Annotated in this window: 22 protein-coding genes; 3 read left to right on the forward strand and 19 right to left on the reverse strand. The window is 60.9% G+C overall.

Annotated elements, in window-relative coordinates; all coding sequences use genetic code 11:
* The first annotated feature begins 10 nt into the window (after window positions 1–10).
* Window positions 11–820, forward strand: coding sequence for an SDR family NAD(P)-dependent oxidoreductase (locus ACO06R_RS12985; RefSeq protein ID WP_421850502.1), 810 nt, complete (start codon window positions 11–13; stop codon window positions 818–820).
* 27 nt (window positions 821–847) lie between these two features.
* Here the strand turns inward: ACO06R_RS12985 and ACO06R_RS12990 are convergent, their stop codons facing one another.
* From ACO06R_RS12990 to pcaD, 15 genes are all read right to left on the reverse strand, one after another.
* Entirely contained in the window at window positions 848–2296 is a 1449-nt protein-coding gene (locus tag ACO06R_RS12990; protein WP_421850505.1) for an aldehyde dehydrogenase family protein, read from the reverse strand.
* A 16-nt stretch (window positions 2297–2312) separates the two neighbouring features.
* A complete protein-coding gene (locus ACO06R_RS12995; RefSeq protein ID WP_421850508.1) occupies window positions 2313–3080 on the reverse strand; it encodes a sugar isomerase domain-containing protein in 768 nt (255 codons plus the stop codon).
* Between the two features lie 34 nt (window positions 3081–3114).
* The gene (locus ACO06R_RS13000; protein WP_421850510.1) at window positions 3115–3849 is read right to left on the reverse strand and encodes a uridine phosphorylase; all 735 of its coding nucleotides are present in this window, start codon (window positions 3847–3849) and stop codon (window positions 3115–3117) included.
* On the reverse strand, window positions 3846–4688 hold the full coding sequence (locus tag ACO06R_RS13005) for a carbohydrate kinase family protein (protein WP_421850513.1): 843 nt from the start codon (window positions 4686–4688) through the stop codon (window positions 3846–3848). Before ACO06R_RS13005 ends, ACO06R_RS13000 begins: the two co-directional genes overlap by 4 nt.
* Entirely contained in the window at window positions 4685–5239 is a 555-nt protein-coding gene (locus ACO06R_RS13010) for a cysteine hydrolase family protein (protein ID WP_421850516.1), read from the reverse strand. Before ACO06R_RS13010 ends, ACO06R_RS13005 begins: the two co-directional genes overlap by 4 nt.
* Window positions 5236–6135, reverse strand: coding sequence for an ABC transporter permease (locus ACO06R_RS13015; RefSeq protein WP_421850519.1), 900 nt, complete (start codon window positions 6133–6135; stop codon window positions 5236–5238). Before ACO06R_RS13015 ends, ACO06R_RS13010 begins: the two co-directional genes overlap by 4 nt.
* Window positions 6132–7193: an ABC transporter permease gene (locus ACO06R_RS13020; protein ID WP_421850522.1), complete on the reverse strand. Its 1062-nt coding sequence runs from the start codon at window positions 7191–7193 to the stop codon at window positions 6132–6134. Before ACO06R_RS13020 ends, ACO06R_RS13015 begins: the two co-directional genes overlap by 4 nt.
* Complete coding sequence (locus ACO06R_RS13025) at window positions 7186–8760, reverse strand: ABC transporter ATP-binding protein (RefSeq protein WP_421850525.1); 1575 nt, start codon at window positions 8758–8760, stop codon at window positions 7186–7188. Before ACO06R_RS13025 ends, ACO06R_RS13020 begins: the two co-directional genes overlap by 8 nt.
* Before the next feature lie 72 nt (window positions 8761–8832).
* Window positions 8833–9864, reverse strand: coding sequence for a BMP family lipoprotein (locus ACO06R_RS13030; RefSeq protein WP_421850528.1), 1032 nt, complete (start codon window positions 9862–9864; stop codon window positions 8833–8835).
* 5 nt (window positions 9865–9869) lie between these two features.
* Window positions 9870–10688 (reverse strand): GntR family transcriptional regulator, encoded by an 819-nt coding sequence (locus tag ACO06R_RS13035; protein ID WP_421850531.1) that lies wholly within the window; start codon window positions 10686–10688, stop codon window positions 9870–9872.
* A 109-nt stretch (window positions 10689–10797) separates the two neighbouring features.
* Window positions 10798–12123 carry a lyase family protein gene (locus ACO06R_RS13040; protein WP_421850534.1) on the reverse strand — a complete coding sequence of 442 codons (1326 nt, stop codon included), beginning with the start codon at window positions 12121–12123 and terminating at the stop codon, window positions 10798–10800.
* A 151-nt stretch (window positions 12124–12274) separates the two neighbouring features.
* Entirely contained in the window at window positions 12275–12895 is a 621-nt protein-coding gene (gene pcaG, locus ACO06R_RS13045) for a protocatechuate 3,4-dioxygenase subunit alpha (protein WP_421850536.1), read from the reverse strand.
* 2 nt (window positions 12896–12897) lie between these two features.
* On the reverse strand, window positions 12898–13626 hold the full coding sequence (gene pcaH / locus ACO06R_RS13050) for a protocatechuate 3,4-dioxygenase subunit beta (RefSeq protein ID WP_421850539.1): 729 nt from the start codon (window positions 13624–13626) through the stop codon (window positions 12898–12900).
* Window positions 13627–13648: 22 nt separating this feature from the next.
* Window positions 13649–14047 carry a 4-carboxymuconolactone decarboxylase gene (gene pcaC / locus ACO06R_RS13055; RefSeq protein WP_421850542.1) on the reverse strand — a complete coding sequence of 133 codons (399 nt, stop codon included), beginning with the start codon at window positions 14045–14047 and terminating at the stop codon, window positions 13649–13651.
* The gene (gene pcaD, locus ACO06R_RS13060; protein WP_421850545.1) at window positions 14040–14828 is read right to left on the reverse strand and encodes a 3-oxoadipate enol-lactonase; all 789 of its coding nucleotides are present in this window, start codon (window positions 14826–14828) and stop codon (window positions 14040–14042) included. Before pcaD ends, pcaC begins: the two co-directional genes overlap by 8 nt.
* A gap of 109 nt (window positions 14829–14937) precedes the next feature.
* Between pcaD and pcaQ the strand changes: the two genes are divergently transcribed.
* Window positions 14938–15855: a pca operon transcription factor PcaQ gene (pcaQ, locus tag ACO06R_RS13065; RefSeq protein WP_421850548.1), complete on the forward strand. Its 918-nt coding sequence runs from the start codon at window positions 14938–14940 to the stop codon at window positions 15853–15855.
* An 11-nt stretch (window positions 15856–15866) separates the two neighbouring features.
* Here the strand turns inward: pcaQ and ACO06R_RS13070 are convergent, their stop codons facing one another.
* Window positions 15867–18914 (reverse strand): efflux RND transporter permease subunit, encoded by a 3048-nt coding sequence (locus ACO06R_RS13070; protein WP_421850552.1) that lies wholly within the window; start codon window positions 18912–18914, stop codon window positions 15867–15869.
* A 1-nt stretch (window position 18915) separates the two neighbouring features.
* On the reverse strand, window positions 18916–20166 hold the full coding sequence (locus ACO06R_RS13075) for an efflux RND transporter periplasmic adaptor subunit (protein WP_421850555.1): 1251 nt from the start codon (window positions 20164–20166) through the stop codon (window positions 18916–18918).
* Between the two features lie 182 nt (window positions 20167–20348).
* On the opposite strand from ACO06R_RS13075, the gene ACO06R_RS13080 reads away from it, so the two are divergent.
* Entirely contained in the window at window positions 20349–21572 is a 1224-nt protein-coding gene (locus tag ACO06R_RS13080) for a glycosyltransferase family 87 protein (RefSeq protein WP_421850558.1), read from the forward strand.
* Between the two features lie 49 nt (window positions 21573–21621).
* On the opposite strand, the gene ACO06R_RS13085 is transcribed toward ACO06R_RS13080, so the two are convergent.
* Both ACO06R_RS13085 and ACO06R_RS13090 read right to left on the reverse strand, forming a co-directional pair.
* Window positions 21622–22683 (reverse strand): BMP family ABC transporter substrate-binding protein, encoded by a 1062-nt coding sequence (locus ACO06R_RS13085; RefSeq protein ID WP_421859387.1) that lies wholly within the window; start codon window positions 22681–22683, stop codon window positions 21622–21624.
* A gap of 78 nt (window positions 22684–22761) precedes the next feature.
* Window positions 22762–23676, reverse strand: a complete 915-nt coding sequence (locus tag ACO06R_RS13090) for an ABC transporter permease (RefSeq protein ID WP_421859390.1) — start codon at window positions 23674–23676, stop codon at window positions 22762–22764.
* Window positions 23677–23694 lie beyond the last annotated feature (18 nt).

Genomic DNA, 23694 nt, shown 5'->3' on the forward strand with positions numbered 1-23694 from the left:
AACACACGGCATGAACGATGGTTTCGATGGCAAGACGGTCCTGATCACCGGCGGCGCGGGCGCAATTGGCGCGGCCACCGCACGGGCATTCCTGGTCCGCGGTGCCAACCTGGTTCTCGCCGATCTCGATGCGGGTGGACTTGAGACGGTTCGCGACAACCTCGGCGTACCTGACCGGATCGCAATCGTCGCCGGCGACCTCGCGGATGCGGATGTTGCGCAGACCGCGGTTGACGCCGCCGTCGGTGGGTTCGGCGCATTGGATATTGCCTTCAACAATGCGGGAATCTCCGGCGAAGTCGCACCCGTCCACGAACTTCCGCTCGCCGAGTGGGACCGCATCGTCAACGCCAATCTGCGCAGCATGTTCTGCACGCTTCAGGCGTCGGCTCGCGAGATGGTGCGCGCCGACCGTGGCGGCGCGATCGTCAATATGGGATCTTCAATGGCCGGCTGGGATGTGCTGGCCGGCGGTGCCGGTTACGTCTGCACCAAGCACGCCGTCGTCGGCCTGACCAAATCGGCGGCCTTCGATCTCGCCAGTCACGGCATCCGCGTGAATGCGGTATGCCCCGGTGTGATCGAGACAACGCTCGGCGTGCCAGACCTGCGCGAGGACAAAGCCGCCGCCGTCTCGGCGGTCGAGCAATTCGCCAGCCGCATTCCGCTGAAGCGCATCGGTCAGGTCGATGATGTCGCGGAAGTCGTCATCTTCCTCGCCTCGCCCGCCGCCCGCCACGTCAACGGCGCTGCGTGGCTTATCGACGGCGGCCAGACGCTCCAGAGCTTCTCCAACGGCCCGGAAGGCGGACACTACTAGCTGTTCGCAGCCGCTCGTCAAACCGGCCTATCTGTTGGCGCGAACACGCATTTTGAGCAGCTTTGGCTCGAGATAGGCTTCAAGCCCTTCCGGTCCGAGTTCGCGGCCGATACCGCTCATCTTCCAGCCGCCGAACGGCGCCTGCAACTCGCTGACATCATTGACATTCAACCCGACGCCGCCAAACTCCAGGCGATCGGCTAACGCCCACATGTGCTCCAGATCCGAGCCGTAGAGGTAGGCCGCGAGGCCGTACTCCAGGCTGTTGGCAATCTCGATCATCTGTTCGACATCGTCATACGGCGCGATTGCGGCAAGCGGCCCGAAAGTCTCCGAAGACATCGGCAGGCTTTCATGCGGCGAGTCGTCGATCACCGTCGGTTGATAGAAAAACCCGCGCTCATACTCCGCATCGCGAGGCCGCAGTCCGCCGGCCAGCAGCTTCCCGCCTTTTGCAATCGCGTCATCCTTGTGCGCCTCGACCCGGTCGATGACAGACTGGTTCAGCACGGGTCCGTATTCGACCCCCGGTTCGCTGCCGTCGCCAAGCTTCGTCGTCGTCGCCAGTTCCGCCATGATGTCGGAGAACTCGCGATGCACGGCGCGATCGACCAATATGCGGTTCACCGTGATGCAGATCTGCCCCATGTTGGAATATGCGCGCCGATGCGCGGCGCGCGCCGCCGCTTCCAGATCGGCATCCGCCATGACGATCAGCGGCGCATTGCCGCCAAGCTCAAGGCACACTTTCTTCAGGTTGCCGGCGGCATTGCGCATGATGTCCTGACCGGCCGGTATCGATGCCGTTGCCGAAATCACCCGCACCCGGGGATGCGAGGCCAGCGCGGCACCCGCCACCGGCCCATGTCCCGGTAGATCGGCCAATGCACCGTCCGGCAAGCCGGCCAGATGGAGGCAATCGACCAGCATGGCGATGGCCAACGGCGTTTCCGGCGGCGACTTGACGATCAGCGGGCAACCGGCGGCAAGCGCCGGTCCGACTTTCCAGCAGTAGAGGTCGACCGGATAGTTCCAGGGCACGATCGCTGCGGCAACACCGACAGGATGATAGGAGACGACATTCTTGATGTTCGCGGCGGATGCGGGGCGAAGATCGCCCCAGATCCTGGTCGCCTCGCCGGCATAGTAACGCAGCACCTTGGCGCCGAACATGATCTCCTTGCGGTTGTCGGCGACCGGTTTGCCCTGCTCGCGCGTCAGTAACCGGGCTATCTCCTCGCACCGCCCTTCGACCAGGCTCGCCGCCTTTTCGAGAAGCGCCGCACGCTCCTCAGGATGAAGTGCTGCCAGAACCGGCGCGGCCCTTTCCGCTGCTTGTACGGCAAGTTCTACCGTCGCTTCGTCGGCCAGAAGCGTGGATCCGACCGGCTCACCTGTCGCCGGATTGTTGATCTGCCAGCGCTCCAGCCCACCCGGCTGTTGCCAACGCCCATCCACGAATATCCCGCGATCCATGGTCCTCTCCCCCGGATCAGCGCATCTTCAACCGGCGCCAAAGCTCGGCGTAGTTCCGGTCGTTGATCCGGTCCGCCTCCGCTTTCTCCGCAGTGTTCGGGCTGACCATGACATAGGGCTCGTGGCCGTTTTCGGTCATGATGCGCGCCGTTTCCGCATTGATGGCCTGTCCGACAGCAATAGCAATCGAGGTCGACGTCGCGCCGACGCGATGTTTCATCCCGTCGATCTCAATACTGGCATCGCCCTTGGGCACACCCGTATCGATCACAACATCGGCCAGCTCGTAGAGGCGCTTCCCGCAGGAATGGCGAGACGGCGTTGACGAAGAATGCGGGATGGATGTCACCCCGATGACCTTCATGCCTCGCTCCTTGGCGCCAACCGCGATATCGAGCGTCACGGCGTTCAGGCCGGAATGCGAGAAAATCAGCATGGCGTCGCCGGCGTCGAGTTGGTGCGACGACAGGATTGCGTCGCCATAGCCTTCGCGGCCATGGATAAAGCGATATTGGCGGGCGCCGCCATCGCCGAGCACTCGATGGAACGAGATCATCGTGCTCTCGACGATCGGTCGAAACCCGGTCACCGTGCCGGTGCGCGGAAACATCTCCATGGCAGCGAACGAGCCGTGGCCCGTGCCGAAGGTGAACACTAGCTTGTCGTTCATGATCGCTGCCGCGCAGATCTCGGCGGCTGCCGTAATGGCATCTGACTGTGTCTCCGATACCCGTTTCAGGCGTTCGATGACCGTGTCGAAATAGGATAAAGCGATATTGCTCATAGTTTTACCGTTGTTCTTCGTATTTCTTCGGCGCTCAGTCGAGCGAAGCCAAACCGTCCAGAGCGATCTCGAACAGCCGGGTTTCGCCTTCTGCGAGTTCGTCCGGCGGCAGTTTTGCCTGGCTCAACGCATCGACCGTCCCCAGACACAATGTTGCGCAGGCGACATTGAGCGCGAGACCAGCCGCCAGCAGTGCCGATGTCTCCATGTCAATTGCCAGTGCGTTATTCTCCATCAGCATCTTTCGGTTTGCTTCGACCCGTCTGCGCCCGTCTTCGTCAATCCCGAACATGTCCCGGTAAAACGCGTCAAATGTCGCATACATGCCGCGGCGCGCTTGAACACCGGCCCTCTCAGCCGCCGCCTTCACCGATGCGACCAGCGCTTCGTCCGGCGGCAACGGAACACGGTCCGTGTAGGACTGTGAGGTCCCTTCAAAGCTGATGGCCGACCCGCTGATCAGGTATTCCCCGCCCTCGGCGGGCGGAAAATACATCGCCGTTCCGATCCTCAGAAAACGCGACACGCCGAGATCGGCGAGTTCATGGAGCACGATGGTTGCGATCGGCGCACCCATTCCGAACGCGCAGGCGGTTATCGAGCGGCCGCGGAATGTCCCGGTGACAGACCGCAAGCCCCGCGACACCGGATGGAGAACGGGTGCTTCGAGATAGCTGGCGATGCGATCCACCCTGTCAGGGTCGCCAATCAGTATCGCGCGATCTCCGACATCGGCCTCTTTGAGGCCGAGATACCATGCTTTCTTCATGTCTCCCCTCTTGCTGAACGTTTCGTCAGCATTGCGCTCACGCTTGCGATACCCGCGCGCGCAGCATCGAGCGGACTGGCTGTTCCCGCCATTTCCGCTGCGATAAATCCACCGGCGAATGTATCGCCAGCACCTGTTGTATCGCGAACCGCAATCCGTTCGACCGGAAGCTGCCCCGCACTGTCTGCGGTAGCGACCCGCACGCCTTCAGAACCCAGTGTCTCGACGATTACCGCCGTATCGCGTGTATTGCCGACCAGCCCGCGTTCCGAACTGCTGAGAAAGATCACATCGGCTTCCGCGGATAACCGTTTTCTGATTGGCGGTGTGAAACAATGCAAGTCGTTCTTGCAGATCCAGTACAATCGCGCCTTTTCATTGCGCGCCGACAGAATGTCTGCGGTGACCTGTGGCGGGCCAACCGTGACGCAGACGTGACTGGCAGCGGAGATCAGGGCGCGTTGCGTATCGGTGAGCACCTCTTCGCCGCCGAACCCCGGATCGAACAGGCATGCGCAGGTTCCATCCGCCTGGTAGCCGAGGATCGACATGGGTGATTTGCGATCGAGCCGCGACACGGCCTTCGTATCCACACCGACCGCCGTCAAGCCGGCAAGATAGAAGTCGCCGTGATCGTCACTGCCGGTCCAACTCACCGGATAGGCACGATGGCCATGCTGAGCGACCGCCATTGCCACATAGGCGGGACAGCCGCCGACGCGCGGCCAGTCGTCTGGATCGCGATAGTCGATCAGCGTCGTGTGGTCGCCGGCAATCTGGCCAACGAGCCCGACTACATAGTCGACGCCGGCATATCCGGTGACAGCCAATGCGTTCATTGGAAGAACTCCGTGGCTTGCGCGGTAGTCGCCAGACTGCCGAGATAGCGCTCGATATCTTCCAGCGATGCCGACGCCAGATGATCGCGGTTGGAGTTGGTCGCATCCTTGACGACGACGACGTCGAAACCGTGTGCAAAGGCGTCCTGCGCCGTGGCGCGCACGCAGACATTGGTTTTCACGCCGCAAATGACGACCCTGTCGACCGATTGCTCGCGAAGGAACAGAGCAAGTTCTGTGGCAAAAAACGCGCTGAACCGCCGCTTGACGATCTCGATCTCGCCTGCCGCTCCTTGTGGGCCAAACCCGTCGAAATACCCGGCATCGAACCCGTCGACGACGCAATGTATCGGCAGCCGGCGGTTTTCGAAGTCATCAAAGCCGTCGCGATGCCGGTCGGCGACATGCACGACTATGGCACCCGCCTCGCGCGCCCTGTCGATCAGCGCGAGACAGTTGCCGACCACCGAACCGGCATCGGCGTAGTAATTCTCTCCGTCCGGATGCAGAAACGAGTTCTGCATGTCGATGACGATCAGGGCTGTTTTCATGACATCGCCTCTTTGGCCTGCAAACGGCGCCAGCCGGCGAAGCACAGCGCGATGAGGACCATCAGATAGGGAATGGTTCCGATCAGCTTCGGCGGCAAGCCGGCCGTCTGCATGCGGATCTGGGTCGCATCGAGAAACCCGAAGAACAGGCAAACGAGCGCGGTGGCGACTGGTCTGTCGCGACCGAAATAAAATGCCGCGAGCGCGATGAAACCGCGACCCGCTGTCAGTCCTTCGTTGAAGAGACCGATCGAGGCGAGCGCCAGATGCGCGCCGCCGAGACCGGAAAAGAAACCGGCGATGGCGGTCGAAGCGTCTTGGACAGCTTTTTGCGGAATGCCCATCGCGCGCGCCACCTGAGGCGCGTTGCCGCTGGCCCGCAGCCTAAGCCCCCACCGCGTATTGGCCAACAGGAATGGCAAGGCCAGCACCGACAGCCACGCAAACACAGTCAACGGTTCGAGTTCGGACAGGGCCAGTCCCACAAGCGGAACATCGGAAACCGCGTCGGGCAGCAGCTTCGGCAGCAGTGCCACGTCGGGCAGCCGCAGCGTTCCGCTGGAATTGTAGAACCAACTGAGCACAAATCCGAGCACACCGGCGACGAAGACATTGAGGCCGAGACCGGCGACGATCATGTTGGCGCCGGCGCGCGTTACCACCAGCGAGAACGCATAGCCCACAAGCAGTCCGGCCAAACCCGCCGCCACGACCGCAACGAACCAACTGCCGGTCGCCGCCGAGACGACAACCGCGACAAAGGCGCCGGCGAGCATCTTGGCATCGAGCGCGATGTTGACGATCCCGCCTTGACGGTTGATCAGCCCTCCCATGGCGGCAAGCAGGATCGGCGTGGTCAGCGCGATCGACGCTGCTATGATTTGATCGGCGATCACGTGCGCCTCCGCCGCAGGAAGCCAAGCCGGCCGAGTTCAACGACCGCGAAAATCATCACGGTTCCCTCGATGATGTTGACGATATCGAGCGGGATGTCCGAGAAAAGCTGCACCGTCGTTCCGGCCGAAGCGAGCGCTCCGAACAGGATCGCCGCAAACAGAATACCCACCTCGTTGTTGCGACCAAGCAGCGCAACCGCGATGCCGGTAAAACCGTACCCGGGCGAGAAGCCATCTGCGAAACGATGCAGTTGGCCAAGCGCGTGCGATGCCCCGCCAAGGCCGGCGACCAGGCCCGATATCGCCATCACTACGATGATCGTTGCCGGAATGGAAATGCCGGTCGCCCGCGCGAAGCGCTGGTTGAAACCGACCAGCGCCCCTTCGAAACCCGCCGGCGTGCGGCGAGCCCAGATGCCATAGGCAATAAGCACGACAAGGCCCACCAGGAAGCCGGCATGCAAGGTCGAGGGTGGCAGCAGACGCGGCAGCCGCGCGACCTCGTGAACCAGCGGCGTCACGTTGTTGCCCGATATCTCCGAAAGCAGGATGCCGTTGACCAGGTATCCGGTAATACCGAGCGCCACGAAGTTGAGCATCAAGGTGGAAACAACCTCGTCAACTTCGAAACGGGCCAGCAGATAACCCGGAACGAAAAGCCAGAACGCCGCCACCGCGCCCGCGAACAAGAACGCCAAGGGTATCAGCGAGAATCCGAAATAGGCCGGCAGCGAGAAACCGACCAGCGCGCCGCACAAGCCGCCGATGACGAAAGCGCCTTCGACACCGACATTGAAGACGCCGGACCGGAAACACACAGCTGTCGCCACTCCGGTGAAGATCAGAGGCGTCGCTGCCGAAAGGGTCGCCGCGATACGCCGCTCGGACCCGAACGACTCGCCGATCATCAAGGCGAACACATCGATCGGGTTCTCGCCGATAAACAACAGAATGACCGAAGCGACCATAAGCGCGACGATGAAGGGAAATGCCAATCCGACACCGCGTTCGAAGAATGCGAGGGGATCAAACCAGGCAGATTGGCGAACTTCAGCCATGACCGGCCACCTGCGCCAGCATCAAGCCACCGATATCGGCGATCGTCGCATCAGCGGCCTGCCGTTCCCCGACAATCCGCCCGCCGGCCATCACATAGATGCGGTCCGACAGGGAGATGATTTCATCCAGTTCCTCGGAGATCAGCAGCACCGCGCCTCCTTTGTCGCGGAAATCACGCAAGATCTCGTGGATCGCCGCTATACCGACGAGATCCACCCCGCGGGTCGGTTGCGACACAACCAGCAGCTTGGGATCCGTGGAAACCTCGCGGGCAAAAACCAGTTTCTGCTGATTGCCTCCCGAGAGGCTCGATACCGGATTGTCGAATCCGCCGAACCGCACATCGAGCGCGGCCAAGCGTTCGCCCGACACGCGACGCATCGCGCGTCGATCGATCAGACCACCCTTGCAGATCGGTGGCTCTCTGTGGCTGCCAACGATCACATTGGCCTCGATCGAAGCATCAAGGGCCAATCCCTCGCTGCGCCGGTCGGCGCTGATATAGCCCATGCCAAAGCCGCGACGCTCCCGGTTACCCAATATCGTTACGTCATGATCGGCAAGGTGGATCGATCCGGCCGACGCATCGCGCAATCCGACTAGACATTCGGTTAGTTCATGCTGACCATTTCCGGACACGCCGGCGATACCGACGATTTCACCGCTGGCGACATGCAGGTCGACATCATGCAGCGGGTGGGAGCGCTCGATTGCGGCGATCGAGAGACCGCGCACGCGCAGCACCGCGTCACCGTCGTCCGGCGGCATCATCGCACGTTCACGCTCTCGATCGACAGGCAGGTCTTCGCCGCCGACCATGTGGCTGGCGATATCGTCGATACTTGTCTCCGATATCGGACTGGAGAAAACCACCCGCCCTCGCCGCATGACCGTGACCCTATCGGCCAGGGCCATTACTTCCCTGAGCTTGTGGCTGATAAAAAGAATCGTCGTGCCTTGATCACGCAGCGTGCGAAGCAAAGAGAACAGGTCTTCGATATGCCGCGGAGCGAGAACTGCCGTCGGTTCATCGAGGATAAGAATACGTGTGCCGCGGCGCAGCAAGCGAATGATTTCAACAAACTGCCGAACATGCACCGGTGCGCTGGCCGCCCGGCGGTTCCAGTCGATTTCGATGGCCGCCTGCTCAGCGAGAGCCGATCCCGAACGACGGGCGTCGTCCCAGTCGATGCGCGACAGCGGGCCGGCTGTCAGCTGGAACGGCTCCTCGCCGAGGATCAGGTTTTCAAGCAGCGTAAGGTCCGGCGCCAGCATGAACTCCTGATGAACCATGCCGATCCCCAGCGAAAACGCTTGTTGCGGGCCGGAAAGTACATATGGCTTGTCGTCGACGACGACATGTCCATTATCCGGTTTCTCAATGCCCTGCAGCATGCGCATGAGCGTTGATTTTCCGGCTCCGTTCTCGCCAACGATGGCGTGAATCTCGCCCGGCGCAACCGTCAGAGAAACGTCTTGGTTGGCAAGGACGTTGCCATATCGCTTGCTGAGACGATCGGCGCCAAGCCGCACAGAAGCGCCAGACGCGCCCGCTCTGTTGATCATCGGACCGGCCGTAGTCATGAAATTGCAATTGATTGGCGACCGGCGGCCTGCGCCGCCGGTCAAGCAATCGTTCTAGTTGAAAAAGTCCGGGTAGCCTTCAGTCGAAACGTCCCAGACATCAATCTTGCCGGCAACGATATCGGCCTTCATGGCATCGACCTTCTCAAGATAGGCCGCCGGAACCAGGTTTTTCGTGTGCTTCATCTCCGAAAGAGCGACACCATTCTGCGCGAGGCCGAAATTCATCACCTCGCCGCCCGGAAACTCGCCGGCAGCGTAGTTGGTGATGATATCTTCGACCGCGACATCAACGCGCTTGATCATGCTGGTCAGCACATGGCCAGGTGCCATGCCGTCCTGGTCGGTATCGACGCCGATCGCGTAGCGGCCTTCCGCCTTCGCGGCTTCGATGATGCCGATTCCGGTTCCGCCGGCCACCTGATAGACAATGTCGGCGCCTTCATCGAACATTGCCTTGGCCATCTGCTGGCCCTTGGACGGGTCTCCGAATGATTCCGAATAGGCGACCTTGACGTCAATATCCGGATTGACCGCCTTGGCGCCCTGGATATAGCCGACGATGAACTTATCGATGCCGGGCGCTTTGACGCCACCAATTACGCCGATCACGGCGTCTTCATTGATACCCTCGATCGAAGTGTCGGTCGTCACCTGGGCGGCCAGCGCGCCGGCAAGATACGACCCCTCATGCTCGCCGAACACGACCGAAGCAACGTTGTCGCCTTTGCGTGTCTGGTTCATGATAACCCAGCCCGCGTCGGGATAGTCGGCAGCCAGTTTTTCCATCGGCTCGCCGTGGATCCATTCTAGGCTGATCACCAGTCCGAACCCGCCATCAGCGGCCCGGCGCATGATCTCTTCGCCCTGCGCGGCAACATCCTTGGACTCAATCGGACGGCCTTTGATGCCGGTATTTTCGAGACCTGCCTGGAACCCGGCATTCGCGGTATCATTCCACGATCCGTCACCGAGCCCACCTTGCGCAATGATCAAAGCGGCTGGCGCGACATCGGCCGCCAACGCGGCTTTCGGCGACATCGCGATCATGGCTCCCAGTGTCAAAAGCGCTGCATACTTCAACATGCTACTTACTCCCCGTGCTTGGTTCTCGGATGGACCATACGCCCGCCAAGGCTGTATATCTTTGCCTCCTGTGCACCGGATTCCGGATTTGACGAGGAGACAAGCTGAATATCGAAGGTGTAGTACTCGCCATGATAGACAGCTTCCACGACTTCAACGAGACGCCCGAAGGCATCGTAACTGCGCCTGAAAACGACCATCACAGGCGCGTGTTTTTCGATGTTCAGCAGCGCTTTTTCTTCGGCACCGGCCAACCGGGTCGTAACCCGTTCATGTGCCTCGCACACGCTGTATCCGGCCTTCTCGAGCGCGCCATACAAGGAAAAATCGGGGCTCTCGAGTTGGCTACGGTTCATACCGCTGAGCGCCTCGACATTGCGCGCAACATGCATCGGAATCATTGAACGGTGCACCGCGCACGGCAGACCATCGACATTGCGCAGCCTACGCAGATAAATCGCAGGCCCGCCGCATTGAAACTCGCGAACCAGATCCTCGGTCGCCATCTCGATCGACAAGAGCGACTGCGTCGAACGCATTCCCTCGCCGGCTGCGGACTCCGAAAAACTGAGAAGATTACCCGCCCGCCGGCGCAGGGACGGCCTCGCTACAAAGCTGCCTGCCCCCTGGCGCCGGTGGACGACCCCCTCAAGAACGAGTTGCTCGATGGCCCTGACAACAGTGCCGCGGCTTACGCCATGTTCGACGCACAACTCGGACTCACTAGGTAGCCGGTCCCCAGGTTTATATTCGCCATTCCCTATCCGCTGACGGAGTAGATCTGCCAGCATCTGGTAGCGGGGGTGGGTGACCGGCTTTTGCATGTCTACACCCTAATCTGATCAGTTGACTAGTCAAGTTCCAGTTTTCGCTGGGTCAATTTTTCCCTGCCGGCAAAGATAGCCGCAGACCGATGGGCGAGAAGATGTGCCTTCAGCGATCGCTCACCGCACCAGCAAACCGGGCAGAAAAGATTTCTGTACAAACGATCCGACAAGGATCAACAACAGACCCAAACTGCAACCGTTCGGCCGTATCCGGGTCGATCGTTGCGATGTTATTCAACAGTTCTTGCAGTGGCTTAGCATCTTGAAGCGCTTGCTTGACTTTCGTCTGCGCGTCGGCCCGCGGCATCTGCGCGGCGAGAAGAAAAGTCGCCTGCTCCGCCAGTACGCCCGGTTGCCCGGCGAGATTTCGATGCATGCGATCGGCATCTGCGGTCATTCCGGATACTGTATCCAGGGCGCGACGCAATGCCGCGCCGGATGCCAGTAGAAGTTGCGGAAGCAGCACCCATTCGACCGCCCATCTGGCGCCATCGCGTTCCTCGGCATGGCCGCCGGCCATCTGCAAACCGTTACCTGCCGCAACGGCAATGTGATGAAGCGAAAGGAGTGATTCCGGTCCGACCGGATTTGATTTCTGAGGCATGGTCGATGATGCACCGCCACCGCTGAGGGTGACCTCGGCTATCTCCGAACGGCTCAGCAGCACAAGATCGCCCGCGATCTTTGCCAAGGCCGATGACATATCCACGAGCCACCTGGCAAGACGCGCGATCGCGCTTCGGTCGGTGTGCCAGGGCGATGCTGTCTGCAGGCCAAGATCGCGCGCCAGCGCAGCCGCGACCTCGGGTCCGTGCGGCGCAATTGCGGTGTTGGCGCCGGATGAGCCGCCGAACTGAACCCTCAGCAGGTCCGATTTTAGCGCCTCGATCTCGTTTTCGAGACCGATCAGCGGGCGCGCCCATTGCGCGATCCGCAGCCCGAAAGTGATGGGGGTCGAGACCTGTGCACGGGTTCGACCCGCCATTAGCGTCCCGGAGTACTTCTCAGACCTCTGCTGCAATGCGTCGATCAATGCGCCAAGGCGGCTGACCAACACATTGAGGCATTCACGCAGCCCGAGTATCTGGCCGGTATCGATAATATCCTGGCTCGTTGCACCCCAATGAAGCCATTGAGCCGCTTCAGCAGGCAGACACTCCCGCAAGGCGCGTACAAGGGCCGGCACCGGAACGCCATCGGCTGCTGTTCCCGCAGCCAATTCCCCTGGATCGATGACAATACCATCCAGGTCGCGAAAGATCGCCTGAGCCTGGTCGCCGGGAATAATGCCGAGATCGCCTTGCACTTTCGCAAGCGCGCGTTCACACGCGATCATGCGCGCGACCTCCCGTGAATCGGACAAGAGTTCCGACAGCTCGGCATCGCCGAACAATCGGCCGTGCAGAGCGCCTTGAAGAGCAGATTGAGCCATCTCTATCGATTTTTCCGCGCCGGGATTGGAGGTAGGTCGACCGCATCCGTTGTTACACCGCGGCCCGCAGGTATCGCAACTTGATCAAGATCACCCTTCAGATCGTTGGAAGCGGGTGGCCGTCCGGCCGCCCGCCACGCCAGAAACTCCGCTAAACATCGAAGAAGACAGTCTCGTCTTCTCCCTGGAGCTTGATGTCGAAACGATAGACGACCTGCCCGTCGCGCTCAGTACGCTTCGCCAGCAAGGTTGCGCGCCGTCGCTCCCACTCGATCAGGTTGATCACCGGGTCGTCTGCATTGGCTTCGACTTCATCGTCGAAGTACATTCTCGTGTTCAAGCCGACATTGATCCCGCGCGCGACAATCCAGAGATTGATGTGCGGCGCGCCCAAACGCCCGTTGTGCCCATAGGACGGACCCGGTTTGACTGAGTCAAAGCCCCACTCCCCGGTCTCGAAGTCGGTAATCACCCTTCCCCAACCGCGAAAGCCGTGTTCGACTGGGCGCCCGTCTTCGGGATGCGCATAGACGCCCTCCGAATTGGCCTGCCAGACTTCCAGCAACACGTCCTTGATCGGACTGCCCATGCCATCGACTACGACGCCTTCCACGCGAATGCGTTCGCCCCTGGCGTTCGGGCCGGCAATATCCCAGCCGAGTTCCTGCTTGTAGATGTCGAAACCCGCTGCACCCGGCGCAAGGCCGATGTGGACATAGGGGCCGGCGGTCTGAGACGGGCTTTCTTTCAGATAGTCCAGCTCCTGCGGCATGATCAGTTCCCCTCCAGACGGTTTTCGAACAGTGTCGAGCGGCGGCCGCGCAACACGATGTCGAACTTGTAGGCAATGGTGTCGAGCGGAATCGTCGCGTTCATGTCGAGCCGCGCGATCAGTTGCTCGATCGCAACAGGATCGGGAATTGTGTTGACGATCGGGCACTTGTGGATCAGCGGATCGCCCTCGAAGTAGCACTGGGTGATCAGGCGTTGCGCGAAGCCCGTGCCGAAGATCGACATGTGGACATGCGCGGGCCGCCAGTTGTTCACCCAATTGCGCCACGGATAAGCGCCCGGCTTGACTGTACGGAAGAAATAGTAGCCGTTTTCATCGGTCAGTGTCCGCCCGCATCCTCCGAAGTTCGGGTCGATAGGCGCCAGGTACGTATCCTTCTTGTGCCGGTAACGGCCGCCGGCATTGGCTTGCCAGGCCTCGACCAGGGTGTTCGGTACGGGAAGGCCGTTCTCGTCGAGGACACGGCCATGCAGGATGATCCGCTCGCCGATGGCGCTTTCGCCCGGCTTGGCATAGTTGTGGATCAGGTCCTTGTCGAGCGGATCGATATCGTTGTGACCGAAGACCGGTCCGGTAATCTCGCTCGGTGAGCCCTGAAGCGAAATCAGCGCATATTGCGGCGAACGCGATACCGATGTCTTGTAGTCGCGCGTCAGGGCTGGCGGATGCCATTCCCTGTCGCGCTGATAGAATTCAGCGGGTTTCAACACTTCAGACAATCCTCCTCGGCTGTCAGTAACCAGACGGTTTCTGCGCTTCCGTTTGCATCTCGGCGTAAGTCTGCTTGGCGAGCTTCACAGCGTGGTTGGCGCGCGGCACGCCCGCGTAGATCGCCACATGCTGGAATGCCTCAAGCACGTCTTGCTCGCTTGCGCCGGTGCGAACCGTCGCGCGGATATGCATCGGAATCTCCTCAAAGTTTCCGGTCGCGGCCAGAAGCGCCAGTGTCAGCATTGACCGCTCGCGCCGGCTTATCCCATCGCCCGACCAGACCGCTCCCCAGGCGCTTTCGGTGATCAGCGTCTGAAACGGCTCGTCGAAGCTGGTTTTTGTGGCTTCGACGCGATCGACATGATCTTCGCCCAAAACCTCGCGACGGGTCTTCATTCCAAAAACGTAGCGATCAGACATGACCGGCCCCCTTCAAGAATGCGGACAGGAGCTCCGCGTAGGCTTCAGGCGCCTCGACACAAGGCAGATGGCCGGCATCGGCGATTTCCTCATACCGGCAACCGGGGATAAGGGCTGCAGTCGCACGCACCAGATCCGGAGGACTTGCACCGTCTTCGCTGCCGCCGATGGCAAGCGCCGGTAACCTCAGCGCAGGCACTAAACCTGTCATGTCGGCATTGGCGACGGCATGACAGCAGCCCAGATAGCCCGCTGCTGGAGTCCGTTCGAGCATGTTGCGCCACGCCTCCAGTTCATCACCCCGACGAAACACAGGACCGAACCAGCGCTCCAGGATTGCGTCCGACAAGGCAGCGATCCCGCCTGCTTTGATCGCTGCAATCCTGTCTGCCCACATCTGCGCGTCGCCGAGCTTGGCTGCGGTGTTGGACAGCACCAGTGACGTAATGATGTCCGGCCGCCTGAGCGCAAGCCCCTGCCCGATCTGCCCGCCGATCGACAAACCAACGAATGTCGCACCGCGGATACCCAGATGGTCAAGCAACTCTTCGGTATCGTCCACCAGATCATCGATGCCGTATGGACCGGCGGGACAGGAACTCAGCCCGTGGCCGCGCTTGTCGAACCGGATGATCCGCAAGCCGGTCGGCAGAAGCGGCACGATCTTGTCCCAGACGCGAAGGTCGGTCCCGAGCGAATTCGCAAACACCAGCGGATTACCATCTTCCGGGCCGTCGATCCTGACGTGCAATGCCGCTTTCCGCAGCTTGACGATCCGCATCGTTTCCTCCCTGACGTATGCACAATCGGGTTTCGGCATGAATTTAACATGCTGTATTTGATAATTAAAATGATATATTGTACCGTTTAATTATCGGAATAGACATGAAATGATTGACCGGCGCATCAAGTTCCGTCACATCCAGTGCTTCGTGGAGATCGCGCGCGAACGCAGCCTGAAGCGCGCGGCGCAAAAGCTCCATCTGACCCAACCCGCCATCTCCAAGACGCTGAAGGAACTCGAGGAAATCCTCGACAGGCAACTTCTGGTGCGCAGTCGCGCCGGCGTGGACCTGACAACCGAAGGCGCCACGTTCCTGCGTTCTGCACAAATGTCGATCGCGGCGCTCCAACAAGGTTTGGATGGCCTTCACGCCGATGCCCATGGCGCGCAATTGGCGATCGGCGTGTTGCCCAGCGTGGCGGCACGTCTGATTCCCGATGTCGCGAGCGTGTTTGGCGAGTTGGCGCCAAACGTGACGCTGCGCGTCCAGGACGGGCCGCATCTCCACCTGATGAACCGCCTGAAGCTCGGCGAGATCGATGTGGTGATCGGCCGCATGGGCGATCACGAACAGATGGCCGGCGTTACGTTCACCCGGCTCTACAGGGAAGCCGTCGTCCTTGTCGTTCGCGCCGGCCACCCGCTGATAAATGATCCCGTGCTCGCCAACATCCGGAACTGGCCGATTGTCTATCCACCGCCCGGATCGGCAATTCGACCCTTGGCCGACCGTTTCATGATCGAAAGCGGCATTGGAACCCTGCCACGCCGTATCGAGACCGTGTCCGGCGCATTTGGCCGGGTTTATGTTCGCCGAAGCGATGCGGTCTGGATCATCTCCGAAGGCGTTGTCGCCAATGAAATCGCCGATGGCGTTCTCGTCCGCTTGCCGTTCAACATGGAAACGACGCTCGGGCCGATCGGCATTATGACACGCGAAGACGGAGAACTGCCCCCGTCCGCCCGCTTGTTTCGCGACGCGGTCCACCGCTGCATCGGCTCTGCCGCCAATATCACGCATTAACCTCGGATCGGTCAGATCTCGGCGGCACGCACCTTGAAGAAGATGGCGTAGAGCACTGGCACGATGATCAGCGTCAGGATCGTCGCGAAGCTCAGACCGCAGATGATGACCACCGCAAGCGACTGGAAGAACGGATCCCACAACAGCGGCACCACGCCAAAGACCGTGGTGATCATGCCTAGCGTGACCGGCCTCACCCTGCTGACCGCCGCATCGACGACAGAAGTCATGCGCGGCTTGCCCTGCCCGATCTGCGCGTCCGTTTCGTCGATCAGGACGATGGCGTTCTTGATCAGCATCCCCGTCAAAGACAGAACGCCAAGGATGGCCATGAACTCAAGCGGCGTATTGCTGGCCGCGAGTCCCCATATAACGCCGATCAGCGCCAGCGGGACCGTGAGCCAGATAATCAGGGGTTGCCGCACAGCGTTGAAAAGCAGAACGACGACGAGAATCATCGATCCGAAGCCGAGCGGCATCGTAGCCGCAAGTCCGGCGTTTGCGTCTTGAGAGTTTCCATATTCCCCGCGCCAATCCAGCTGATATCCTGGCGGTAACTCAATCGCCTCGACCGGCCCGCGCACAGCGGCAAAAAGTTCACCCGACAGCACGCCAGCGGCAGGGTCTGCCTGCGCGGTTACCGCCAACTGGCGGTCGATCCGGCGCAGATTACCGGCTTCAAACTCGATATCGAAACGGTCCACGACCTGCGAGATCGGGACGTAACCGCCGACCACCTGACTGTAGACCTGGATATCACGCAGACCGGAAACATCGCCGCGATCCTGTTCGAACGGCCGCATGATGATGTCGCGCAACTCGTCGCCTTCGCGGTAGACGCCCAGCCGCGCGCCATTCAGGTGGTTGTAAACCGCATTCGATATCTCGCCCTGTGTCAGTCCCAATCGCCGCGCATTCGGTGTGTTTACCACCGGACGGATCACCGGCACCTGCTCTCGCCAATCGTCCTTGATTGCGATCGCGCCGGCATCGAGGTAAATCCGCTTGGCCTGCTCGGCCAGACCGCGCAACACGACCGGGTCGGGCCCGAAGAACCGGGCCTCGATCTTCGACCCGCCACCCGGCCCCAGGATAAACCGCCAAACCTTCGCATTCGCTTCCGGATAGCGATCGTCAATCCAGGCTTGCAAACCGGTCCGCAATCCGTCGATCTGCGAGAACTCTTCCACATCGATCAGGATCTGCCCATAGGCTGCGTTGTCGTTCTCGCTTTCATAGATCAGCATGAAGCGCAGATGCCCGCCGCCGACCGCACTGTTTGTTCCGGTGACGCCTGGGAGCCCGCGCACATACTCGTCGATTTCGAGAATGTCGGCCCTGGTCCGGCTGATATCGGTACCTTCGGGCAGGAAGTAGTCGACGACGAACTGGGCACGCGTGGAAGCAGGAAAGAAACCCGGCGGCACAAGACTGAACATTGCGATAGCCGAAGCGAAAAGCGCCATGATTACCACAACGGTCACGAACCGCACCCGGATAGCGCGGATGAGGAAGCCACGATAGGCGCGCAGGAGCAGCCCTTCGCGGGGCTCGGCATCTTCCTGCTCGCGCGACGGACGCAACAGCAGCGTGCAGTAAAACGGCGTCAGCCAGATCGCGACCAGCCAGGAAAACAACAGAGAAATGGCGATGGTCCAGAACAGACTGCCCGCATACTCGCCGGTGTTGTCGGGCGAAAAGCCGATTGGCGAAAACGCAAGGAAACCGACAATTGTCCCGCCAAGCAGCGGCCACCGCGTCTGATTGACCACCGCGATCGAAGCTGTTGCGGCATCCTCGCCGCGATTGACACGCACCAGGGTGCCCTCGACGACCACGATTGCATTGTCCACCAGCATCCCCAACGCGATAATCAACGCGCCCAGCGAAATCCGCTGCATGTCGAGGCCGTAAAGCTGCATGCCGATCAGCGTCCCGGAAACCGTTATCAGCAGGATTCCGCCCATCAGGATGCCTGACCGAAGCCCCATGAACACAAGCAAGGTTCCCACCACGATCAGCAGCGCCACAACGACGTTCATGACAAAGTCGTTGACGGAAACCTCTACGGTCTCGGACTGATCGGAGATCGGCAGAACCTCGATCCCGATCGGCCGGTCGCCGATCAGCGCGTCCATGCGCTCCTTGACCGCTTTGCCCATGTTCACGACATTGCCGCCGCGCGTATTGGAAATCCCGATACCGATCGCCGGGCGACCGTCCCGGTAAAGCAGACCGGTCGGGGGATCCTTCAGACCCCGTGACACCGTCGCAATATCGGAAAGCCGGAAAGACGCCCCGGTTTGCGGATTTGTGATGCGTAGGTCGCCAATGGCATCGGTGGAACTGACCGCCGTATCCGGACGAACTTCCAACCTGAGTTGGTCCACGACGATGGAACCGCCCGGCGTAACGAGGTTCTGTCCTTCCAGAACCTGCGCTATCTGTTCTGTCGACAAACCGAGCGCGATCAACCGGGCCGGCGAGTACTCGACATAGATCACCTCATCCTGCACACCGTTCAGGATGACTTTCGAAACACCCGGCACAGTCACGAGTTCGCGCTGCAGATCCTTCGCGTACTCATACAATTCATTGACCGAGTAACCGTCGCCGACAACCGCGAAGTAGAGGGCATAGACATCACCGAAGTCGTCGAAAACCTGGCTTGCCCGCGCATTTGGCGGCAGGTCGCCCTGTGCATCGTCAATTCGCGAACGCATCTGCTGGAATCGCTGGTGAAGACTGGGGTAATCCGGTGTCGATTGGATCGTGAACTCGACGGTCACATTGCTTAGGCCCGGCGATGAGACCGAACGCACTTCGTCGACACCTTGAAGCTGCTGCAAGGCGCTTTCTATAACTTCGGTGACCTCCTCGGCTACCTCCTGCGCGCCCGCACCCGGATAAGGCGTGATGATTTGCGCCTGCCGAATGATGAACTCCGGGTCTTCGAAGCGTGGCAGATTGGTGTAGGCGCTGTATCCCGCGACCAGGATCAACAGCGTCAGTACCACTGAAATGACGCGTCTTTCGATGGCGAAACGGGCCAGGTCCATCTTATCCCCCGATCCTGTCGACCGGACGAATCCGCATGCCTTCCAGTATGCGACTGACGCCCGCCGCCACCAGGATGTCGCCCGCTTTCAAGCCTTCGGTGACGACGACCTTATCGCCTTCCATTTCGGCCAAGGCGATTGCCTGTCGCGCGACCGAGCCGTCTGCTGCAACCAGCCAAACGAACGTGCCTCCATCCGGCCCGGCAGCCACGGCTGACAAAGGAATCATCAACGGCACCAGTTCGGCCGGCGCGGTAACGACCACCTTGCCCACCATGCCGGGAAGGATCACCGCCTCTTCGGGTACGGTTACCGCAACGCGGCCGCGATAGGTTTGGGTTGCCGCATCCGCCTGGACGGAAAACTCGACCACTTCCGCATTGAACCATTCACCCGGCAACGCATCGAACGAAACAGACGTCAGCACGTTGTCGAGGCCGCTCGTGGTGAACGCCGTGACATCCGGCCCGGGTACGTCGAAGGTCAGATGCACCTTGTCCAGGGCTTGCAGCAGCGCAATGCTCTGGCCGGGTTGGATCAGCGTGAAGTTATCGACATCGCGGCGCGCGACGATGCCGGAGAACGGCGCCGTCAATGTCGCATCGTTCAGATTGTCCTTGGCCACCTGCAGCTGTGCCTCGATCCCGCGAACCGCCGCAACGGCGCCATCGATTTCTTCCGGCCGGCCACCAGCCCTACCGATGGCGAGTTGTTCCTGTTGGGCCTGAAGATTGGCCTCGGCAACGCGCAAATTGGCCTCGTCCTGCTCCAGCCGCGCCGACGAAACGATCCCGTCGCTAGCCAGATTGCGGGTGCGGTTCAACTGTTCGCGGGCCTGATCGACCTGCGCCTGCGCAGACGCGACTGCCGCCTCCAGGGCCGCAATTTCTTCCGAACGCGCGCCGGCGCGCAGCGCCTTGAGTTGCGCTTCAGCCTGGTCCTTCTGGCTTTCCAGCTGAGCAATCTGGCGTTCGAAGTCGCGCGGATCGAGCTGGGCCAACACGTCTCCGGCTTCCACATCGAGCGCGCCGCGCAAGGGCAGTTCGATCAGGCGTCCACCCACGCGAAACGAAAGCACCACCTCCTTCGACGGGGAGACCAGCGCCGGAAACGACCGGCGCAGGAACCGCTCAGCCTCCAAAACGGTGAATACCTTTGCCGGCCGGATCGGTTCGCCAGCCTCTTGGGCGGATGCGCTGGCGCAGGCGCCGGCGAGGAGGCCCAAGGCGGTAAGTACCAATGTAACTCTCATGATGTGTTCTCGACCTGACCGCGGTCCTGACACGGTTGCATCAAGGGGCGCGGAATGTAAACGCCGCAATGGCCGAACACGCCCAAGAGAGCCGTGGCTTAAATCAACCCGGGAAAACACGAGCGAATTAACCCGCCATAAAACCGCCTGCGGCTAACGTGCCTTGGCGGGAGTAATTGCCAATGACGTCTCTTGTTCAAAATCTCCGCAACGGAAAATGGCTACAACGGGACCGGCTCGCCTTCTACCCGCTGCTTATCGTCGTCATTACAGCCGCCGCTACCGCCTATGTGCTGATATCGAACGGCGGAACACTGCCGAACGGATCGCCATTCGGCTCCGACTTTGTCAGCTTCTGGGTTGCCGCACGTGAGGCGCTGGCAGGAAATCCGGAACTGCCTTACGCCACCGAACGATTGGCCGCCGCCCAGAACGCGATTTTTCGCGACGGCAACTATTATGCCTTTTATTATCCACCCCATTATCTCGCCTATCTTCTACCGCTGGGAGGACTGCCCTACTACGCGGCCCTCGCGGTCTGGGCCGCTTTAACGCTTGCCTTGGCGCTGTTCGTGATCGTGGCGATAGTCGGTCTGCGTCGCGAAGCCTTCATCCTCACCCTGGCGTTCCCGGCGACCTTCCTGACGGTCGCGCATGGCCAGAACGCCTTTCTTTCTGCAGCGTTGTTCGGCGGCGCGCTGTGGCTCCTGCCCACGCGACCGGTTCTGGCCGGGATCCTCCTGGGGTTGCTGACCTACAAGCCGCAATTGGGTATCTTGATCCCGTTCGCCCTTCTTGCCGCCGGACAATGGCGCACGATCCTGTCGGCGAGTGCCACGACAGTCGTCATGATTGTCGTTTCGGCGGCGCTGTTCGGCGTCGAGACCTGGCAGGCGTTTCTGGCACAATCGGATCAGGCGATGGAGACCCTGCGCTACGGTCATGTCGGCTGGAACAAGATGATCTCGACTTATGCCGCGCTCCGCCTGTTCGAGGTTCCGCATTTCGCCGCGATGTTTGCGCAGGCGGCAGTATCGCTTTGCGTGCTTGGCGCGCTGATCTTGGTCTGGCGCCGCGGCAGTCGCGCGTCAGCGGAGATCCGCAATGCCATGTTGCTCTGCGGCGCATTGCTCGCCACGCCATTCGGCCTCAACTACGATCTGTTCATTGTCGCGCCAGCGATCGCTTTCATCTGCGCGCGCGGCATGAGGCTCGGTTTCGAACCCTGGCAGAAGACCGGCATCGCCGTCGTCTATTGCTCGCCGTTCGTCCTGTTGTGGCTCATGGGTGACGGCATTCCGGTCGCCCCGCAGGTCTTGGCGCTGCTGTTCGCCCACTTGTTCTGGATTGCCCTGACAGAAGACCGGCGGGCAAGCGTTCCGGTCGTGCCGGCGCCCGCCGAATAAAAAAGGGCGCCGCTCGGGCGCCCTTCCAAATTGTCGCTGCCGTCGCCGCTTACTGCGGCAGTGTGTCGTCGACACCCTCGACATAGAAGTTCATGCCCAGCAAAGTGCCGATGTCGGCAGTTTCACCGTCGGCAAGCCAGGCGGAACCGTCCTGCTTCGTGATCGGGCCGGTAAACGGCTCGAACTCGCCGCTGGTGATCTTCTCCTGCATGTCCTTTGCCATGGCCGCCACGTCGTCGGGCATGTTGGTGTAGGGCGCCATCGCGACGTTTCCTTCGGCCATGCCGTGCCACACATCATGGCTTTCCCAAGTGCCGTCCATGACCGCCTTGACTCGCTCGACATAATACGGGCCCCAATCATCGATGATCGAGGTCAGCTGCGTCTCGGGGCCGAAATTGTACATGTCGGAGGCCTGACCGAACGCCTTGATGCCGCGCTCGGCCGCCACCTGCATCGGCGCGGTGGAGTCTGTGTGCTGGGTTACGATATCCACACCCTGGTCGATCAATGCCTTGGCGGCGTCGGCTTCCTTGCCCGGATCGAACCAGGTGTTGACCCACACGACTTTCAGCGAGAAGTCCGGATTGATCGACTGCGCGCCCAGAAGGAACGAATTGATCCCGCGCACGACTTCGGGGATCGGGAAAGACGCGATGTAGCCCGCAACACCGGCTTCCGACATCTTCGCCGCGATCTGGCCCTGGATGTAGCGTCCCTGGTAGAACTTCGAGGAATAGACCGAGACATTCGGCGATTCACGCTTGTAACCGGTCGCGTGTTCGAACTTCACATCCGGAAAGCGTGCGGCGATCTTGTTGGTGGCGTCCATATAGCCGAACGACGTCGTGAAGATGATATTGCAGCCGGACCGCGCGAAACGTTCGATGGCGCGTTCTGCATCGGCACCCTCCGGCACACTCTCAAGATAAGCGGTTTCGACCTTGTCGCCGAATTCCTTTTCGACATCGAGGCGGCCCCGGTCATGCTGGTACGACCAGCCGAAATCGCCGATCGGACCGACATAGATGAAGCACGCCTTCACATCGGCAGCGGAAGCCTGGCCGGCAACACCGACCGATGCGGCCGCCGCCAGGAGGAGTTTGATCATGTTACGCATTGTCTACCTTCCTGTTTAATGCGTTTCGAACTGAAAGGCGTTCTTTGCCGCCTTGATCCCGTCAATTCGTCAGCGCTCCGGCACGAACGGTTTTCCGAGCGAAGCCGGAGTATTGCGCATCGTCATTCGCCGGTTTGAAGAAATCAAGACCAGAACAACGATGGTTGCCAGATAGGGTAGCGCCGACAGGAACTGAGATGGAATACCGATACCTTGCGCCTGTGCATGAAACTGGGCAATCGTTACTGCCCCGAAGAGATAGGCGCCGGCGACGATACGCCACGGCAGCCATGACGCGAACACGACCAGCGCCAGCGCGATCCAGCCGCGCCCGGCGGTCATGTTCTCCACCCATTGCGGCGTATAGACGAGCGACAGATGGCCACCGGCAAGCCCCGCGCAGGCGCCGCCGAACATCACCGCGAGAAAGCGGATGCGGATCACCGGCAGGCCGAGTGCGTGTGCCGAACCGTGGCTGTCGCCGACGGCACGGAGCGTCAGCCCGGCCCGCGTCCGGAACACGAACCACCAGACCGCCGCGGTCAATGCAATCGACATGTAGAAGACCGGATCCTGGGCAAACAGCAGCCGGCCGATGAGCGGGATATCCGACAGCACCGGAATGACGATGGGTTGCAGCTTCAAGCCCGGCAGTCCGACAAAGGATTCGCCGATCATCCCGGACAGTCCAAGGCCTAGAATGGTCAGTGATAGGCCCGTGGCGACCTGATTGGTCGCAAGCCCCAATGTCAGCAGTGCAAACAACAGCGAGAACGCCGCACCCGCCGCAATGGCGGCGAACAGGCCGATCCAGGGCGAGCCACTCAGTTGCGCGGCCGCAAAGCCTGCCACCGCACCCATGATCATCATGCCCTCGACACCGAGATTGAGAATGCCCGACCGCTCGACAACCAACTCGCCAAGCGCAGCGATCAGCAGCGGGGTCGCAGCGGTGGCGATGGTCAGCAAAATGGCTTCGATCATGACGACAGACATGGATAC

It is taken from the genome of Oricola sp. (assembly GCF_965230365.1).
In the GTDB taxonomy this organism is placed as follows: domain Bacteria; phylum Pseudomonadota; class Alphaproteobacteria; order Rhizobiales; family Rhizobiaceae; genus Oricola.

Bases quoted from the DNA above. Each gene is read 5' to 3' on its own strand.
- ACO06R_RS12985 (WP_421850502.1), top strand. From the start codon at position 11: ATGAACGATGGTTTCGATGGCAAGACGGTCCTGATCACCGGCGGCGCG.
- ACO06R_RS12990 (WP_421850505.1), bottom strand. From the start codon at position 2,296: ATGGATCGCGGGATATTCGTGGATGGGCGTTGGCAACAGCCGGGTGGG.
- ACO06R_RS12995 (WP_421850508.1), bottom strand. From the start codon at position 3,080: ATGAGCAATATCGCTTTATCCTATTTCGACACGGTCATCGAACGCCTG.
- ACO06R_RS13000 (WP_421850510.1), bottom strand. From the start codon at position 3,849: ATGAAGAAAGCATGGTATCTCGGCCTCAAAGAGGCCGATGTCGGAGAT.
- ACO06R_RS13005 (WP_421850513.1), bottom strand. From the start codon at position 4,688: ATGAACGCATTGGCTGTCACCGGATATGCCGGCGTCGACTATGTAGTC.
- ACO06R_RS13010 (WP_421850516.1), bottom strand. From the start codon at position 5,239: ATGAAAACAGCCCTGATCGTCATCGACATGCAGAACTCGTTTCTGCAT.
- ACO06R_RS13020 (WP_421850522.1), bottom strand. From the start codon at position 7,193: ATGGCTGAAGTTCGCCAATCTGCCTGGTTTGATCCCCTCGCATTCTTC.
- ACO06R_RS13025 (WP_421850525.1), bottom strand. From the start codon at position 8,760: ATGATCAACAGAGCGGGCGCGTCTGGCGCTTCTGTGCGGCTTGGCGCC.
- ACO06R_RS13030 (WP_421850528.1), bottom strand. From the start codon at position 9,864: ATGTTGAAGTATGCAGCGCTTTTGACACTGGGAGCCATGATCGCGATG.
- ACO06R_RS13035 (WP_421850531.1), bottom strand. From the start codon at position 10,688: ATGCAAAAGCCGGTCACCCACCCCCGCTACCAGATGCTGGCAGATCTA.
- ACO06R_RS13040 (WP_421850534.1), bottom strand. From the start codon at position 12,123: ATGGCTCAATCTGCTCTTCAAGGCGCTCTGCACGGCCGATTGTTCGGC.
- pcaG (WP_421850536.1), bottom strand. From the start codon at position 12,895: ATGCCGCAGGAGCTGGACTATCTGAAAGAAAGCCCGTCTCAGACCGCC.
- pcaC (WP_421850542.1), bottom strand. From the start codon at position 14,047: ATGTCTGATCGCTACGTTTTTGGAATGAAGACCCGTCGCGAGGTTTTG.
- pcaD (WP_421850545.1), bottom strand. From the start codon at position 14,828: ATGCGGATCGTCAAGCTGCGGAAAGCGGCATTGCACGTCAGGATCGAC.
- pcaQ (WP_421850548.1), top strand. From the start codon at position 14,938: ATGATTGACCGGCGCATCAAGTTCCGTCACATCCAGTGCTTCGTGGAG.
- ACO06R_RS13070 (WP_421850552.1), bottom strand. From the start codon at position 18,914: ATGGACCTGGCCCGTTTCGCCATCGAAAGACGCGTCATTTCAGTGGTA.
- ACO06R_RS13075 (WP_421850555.1), bottom strand. From the start codon at position 20,166: ATGAGAGTTACATTGGTACTTACCGCCTTGGGCCTCCTCGCCGGCGCC.
- ACO06R_RS13080 (WP_421850558.1), top strand. From the start codon at position 20,349: ATGACGTCTCTTGTTCAAAATCTCCGCAACGGAAAATGGCTACAACGG.
- ACO06R_RS13085 (WP_421859387.1), bottom strand. From the start codon at position 22,683: ATGATCAAACTCCTCCTGGCGGCGGCCGCATCGGTCGGTGTTGCCGGC.
- ACO06R_RS13090 (WP_421859390.1), bottom strand. From the start codon at position 23,676: ATGATCGAAGCCATTTTGCTGACCATCGCCACCGCTGCGACCCCGCTG.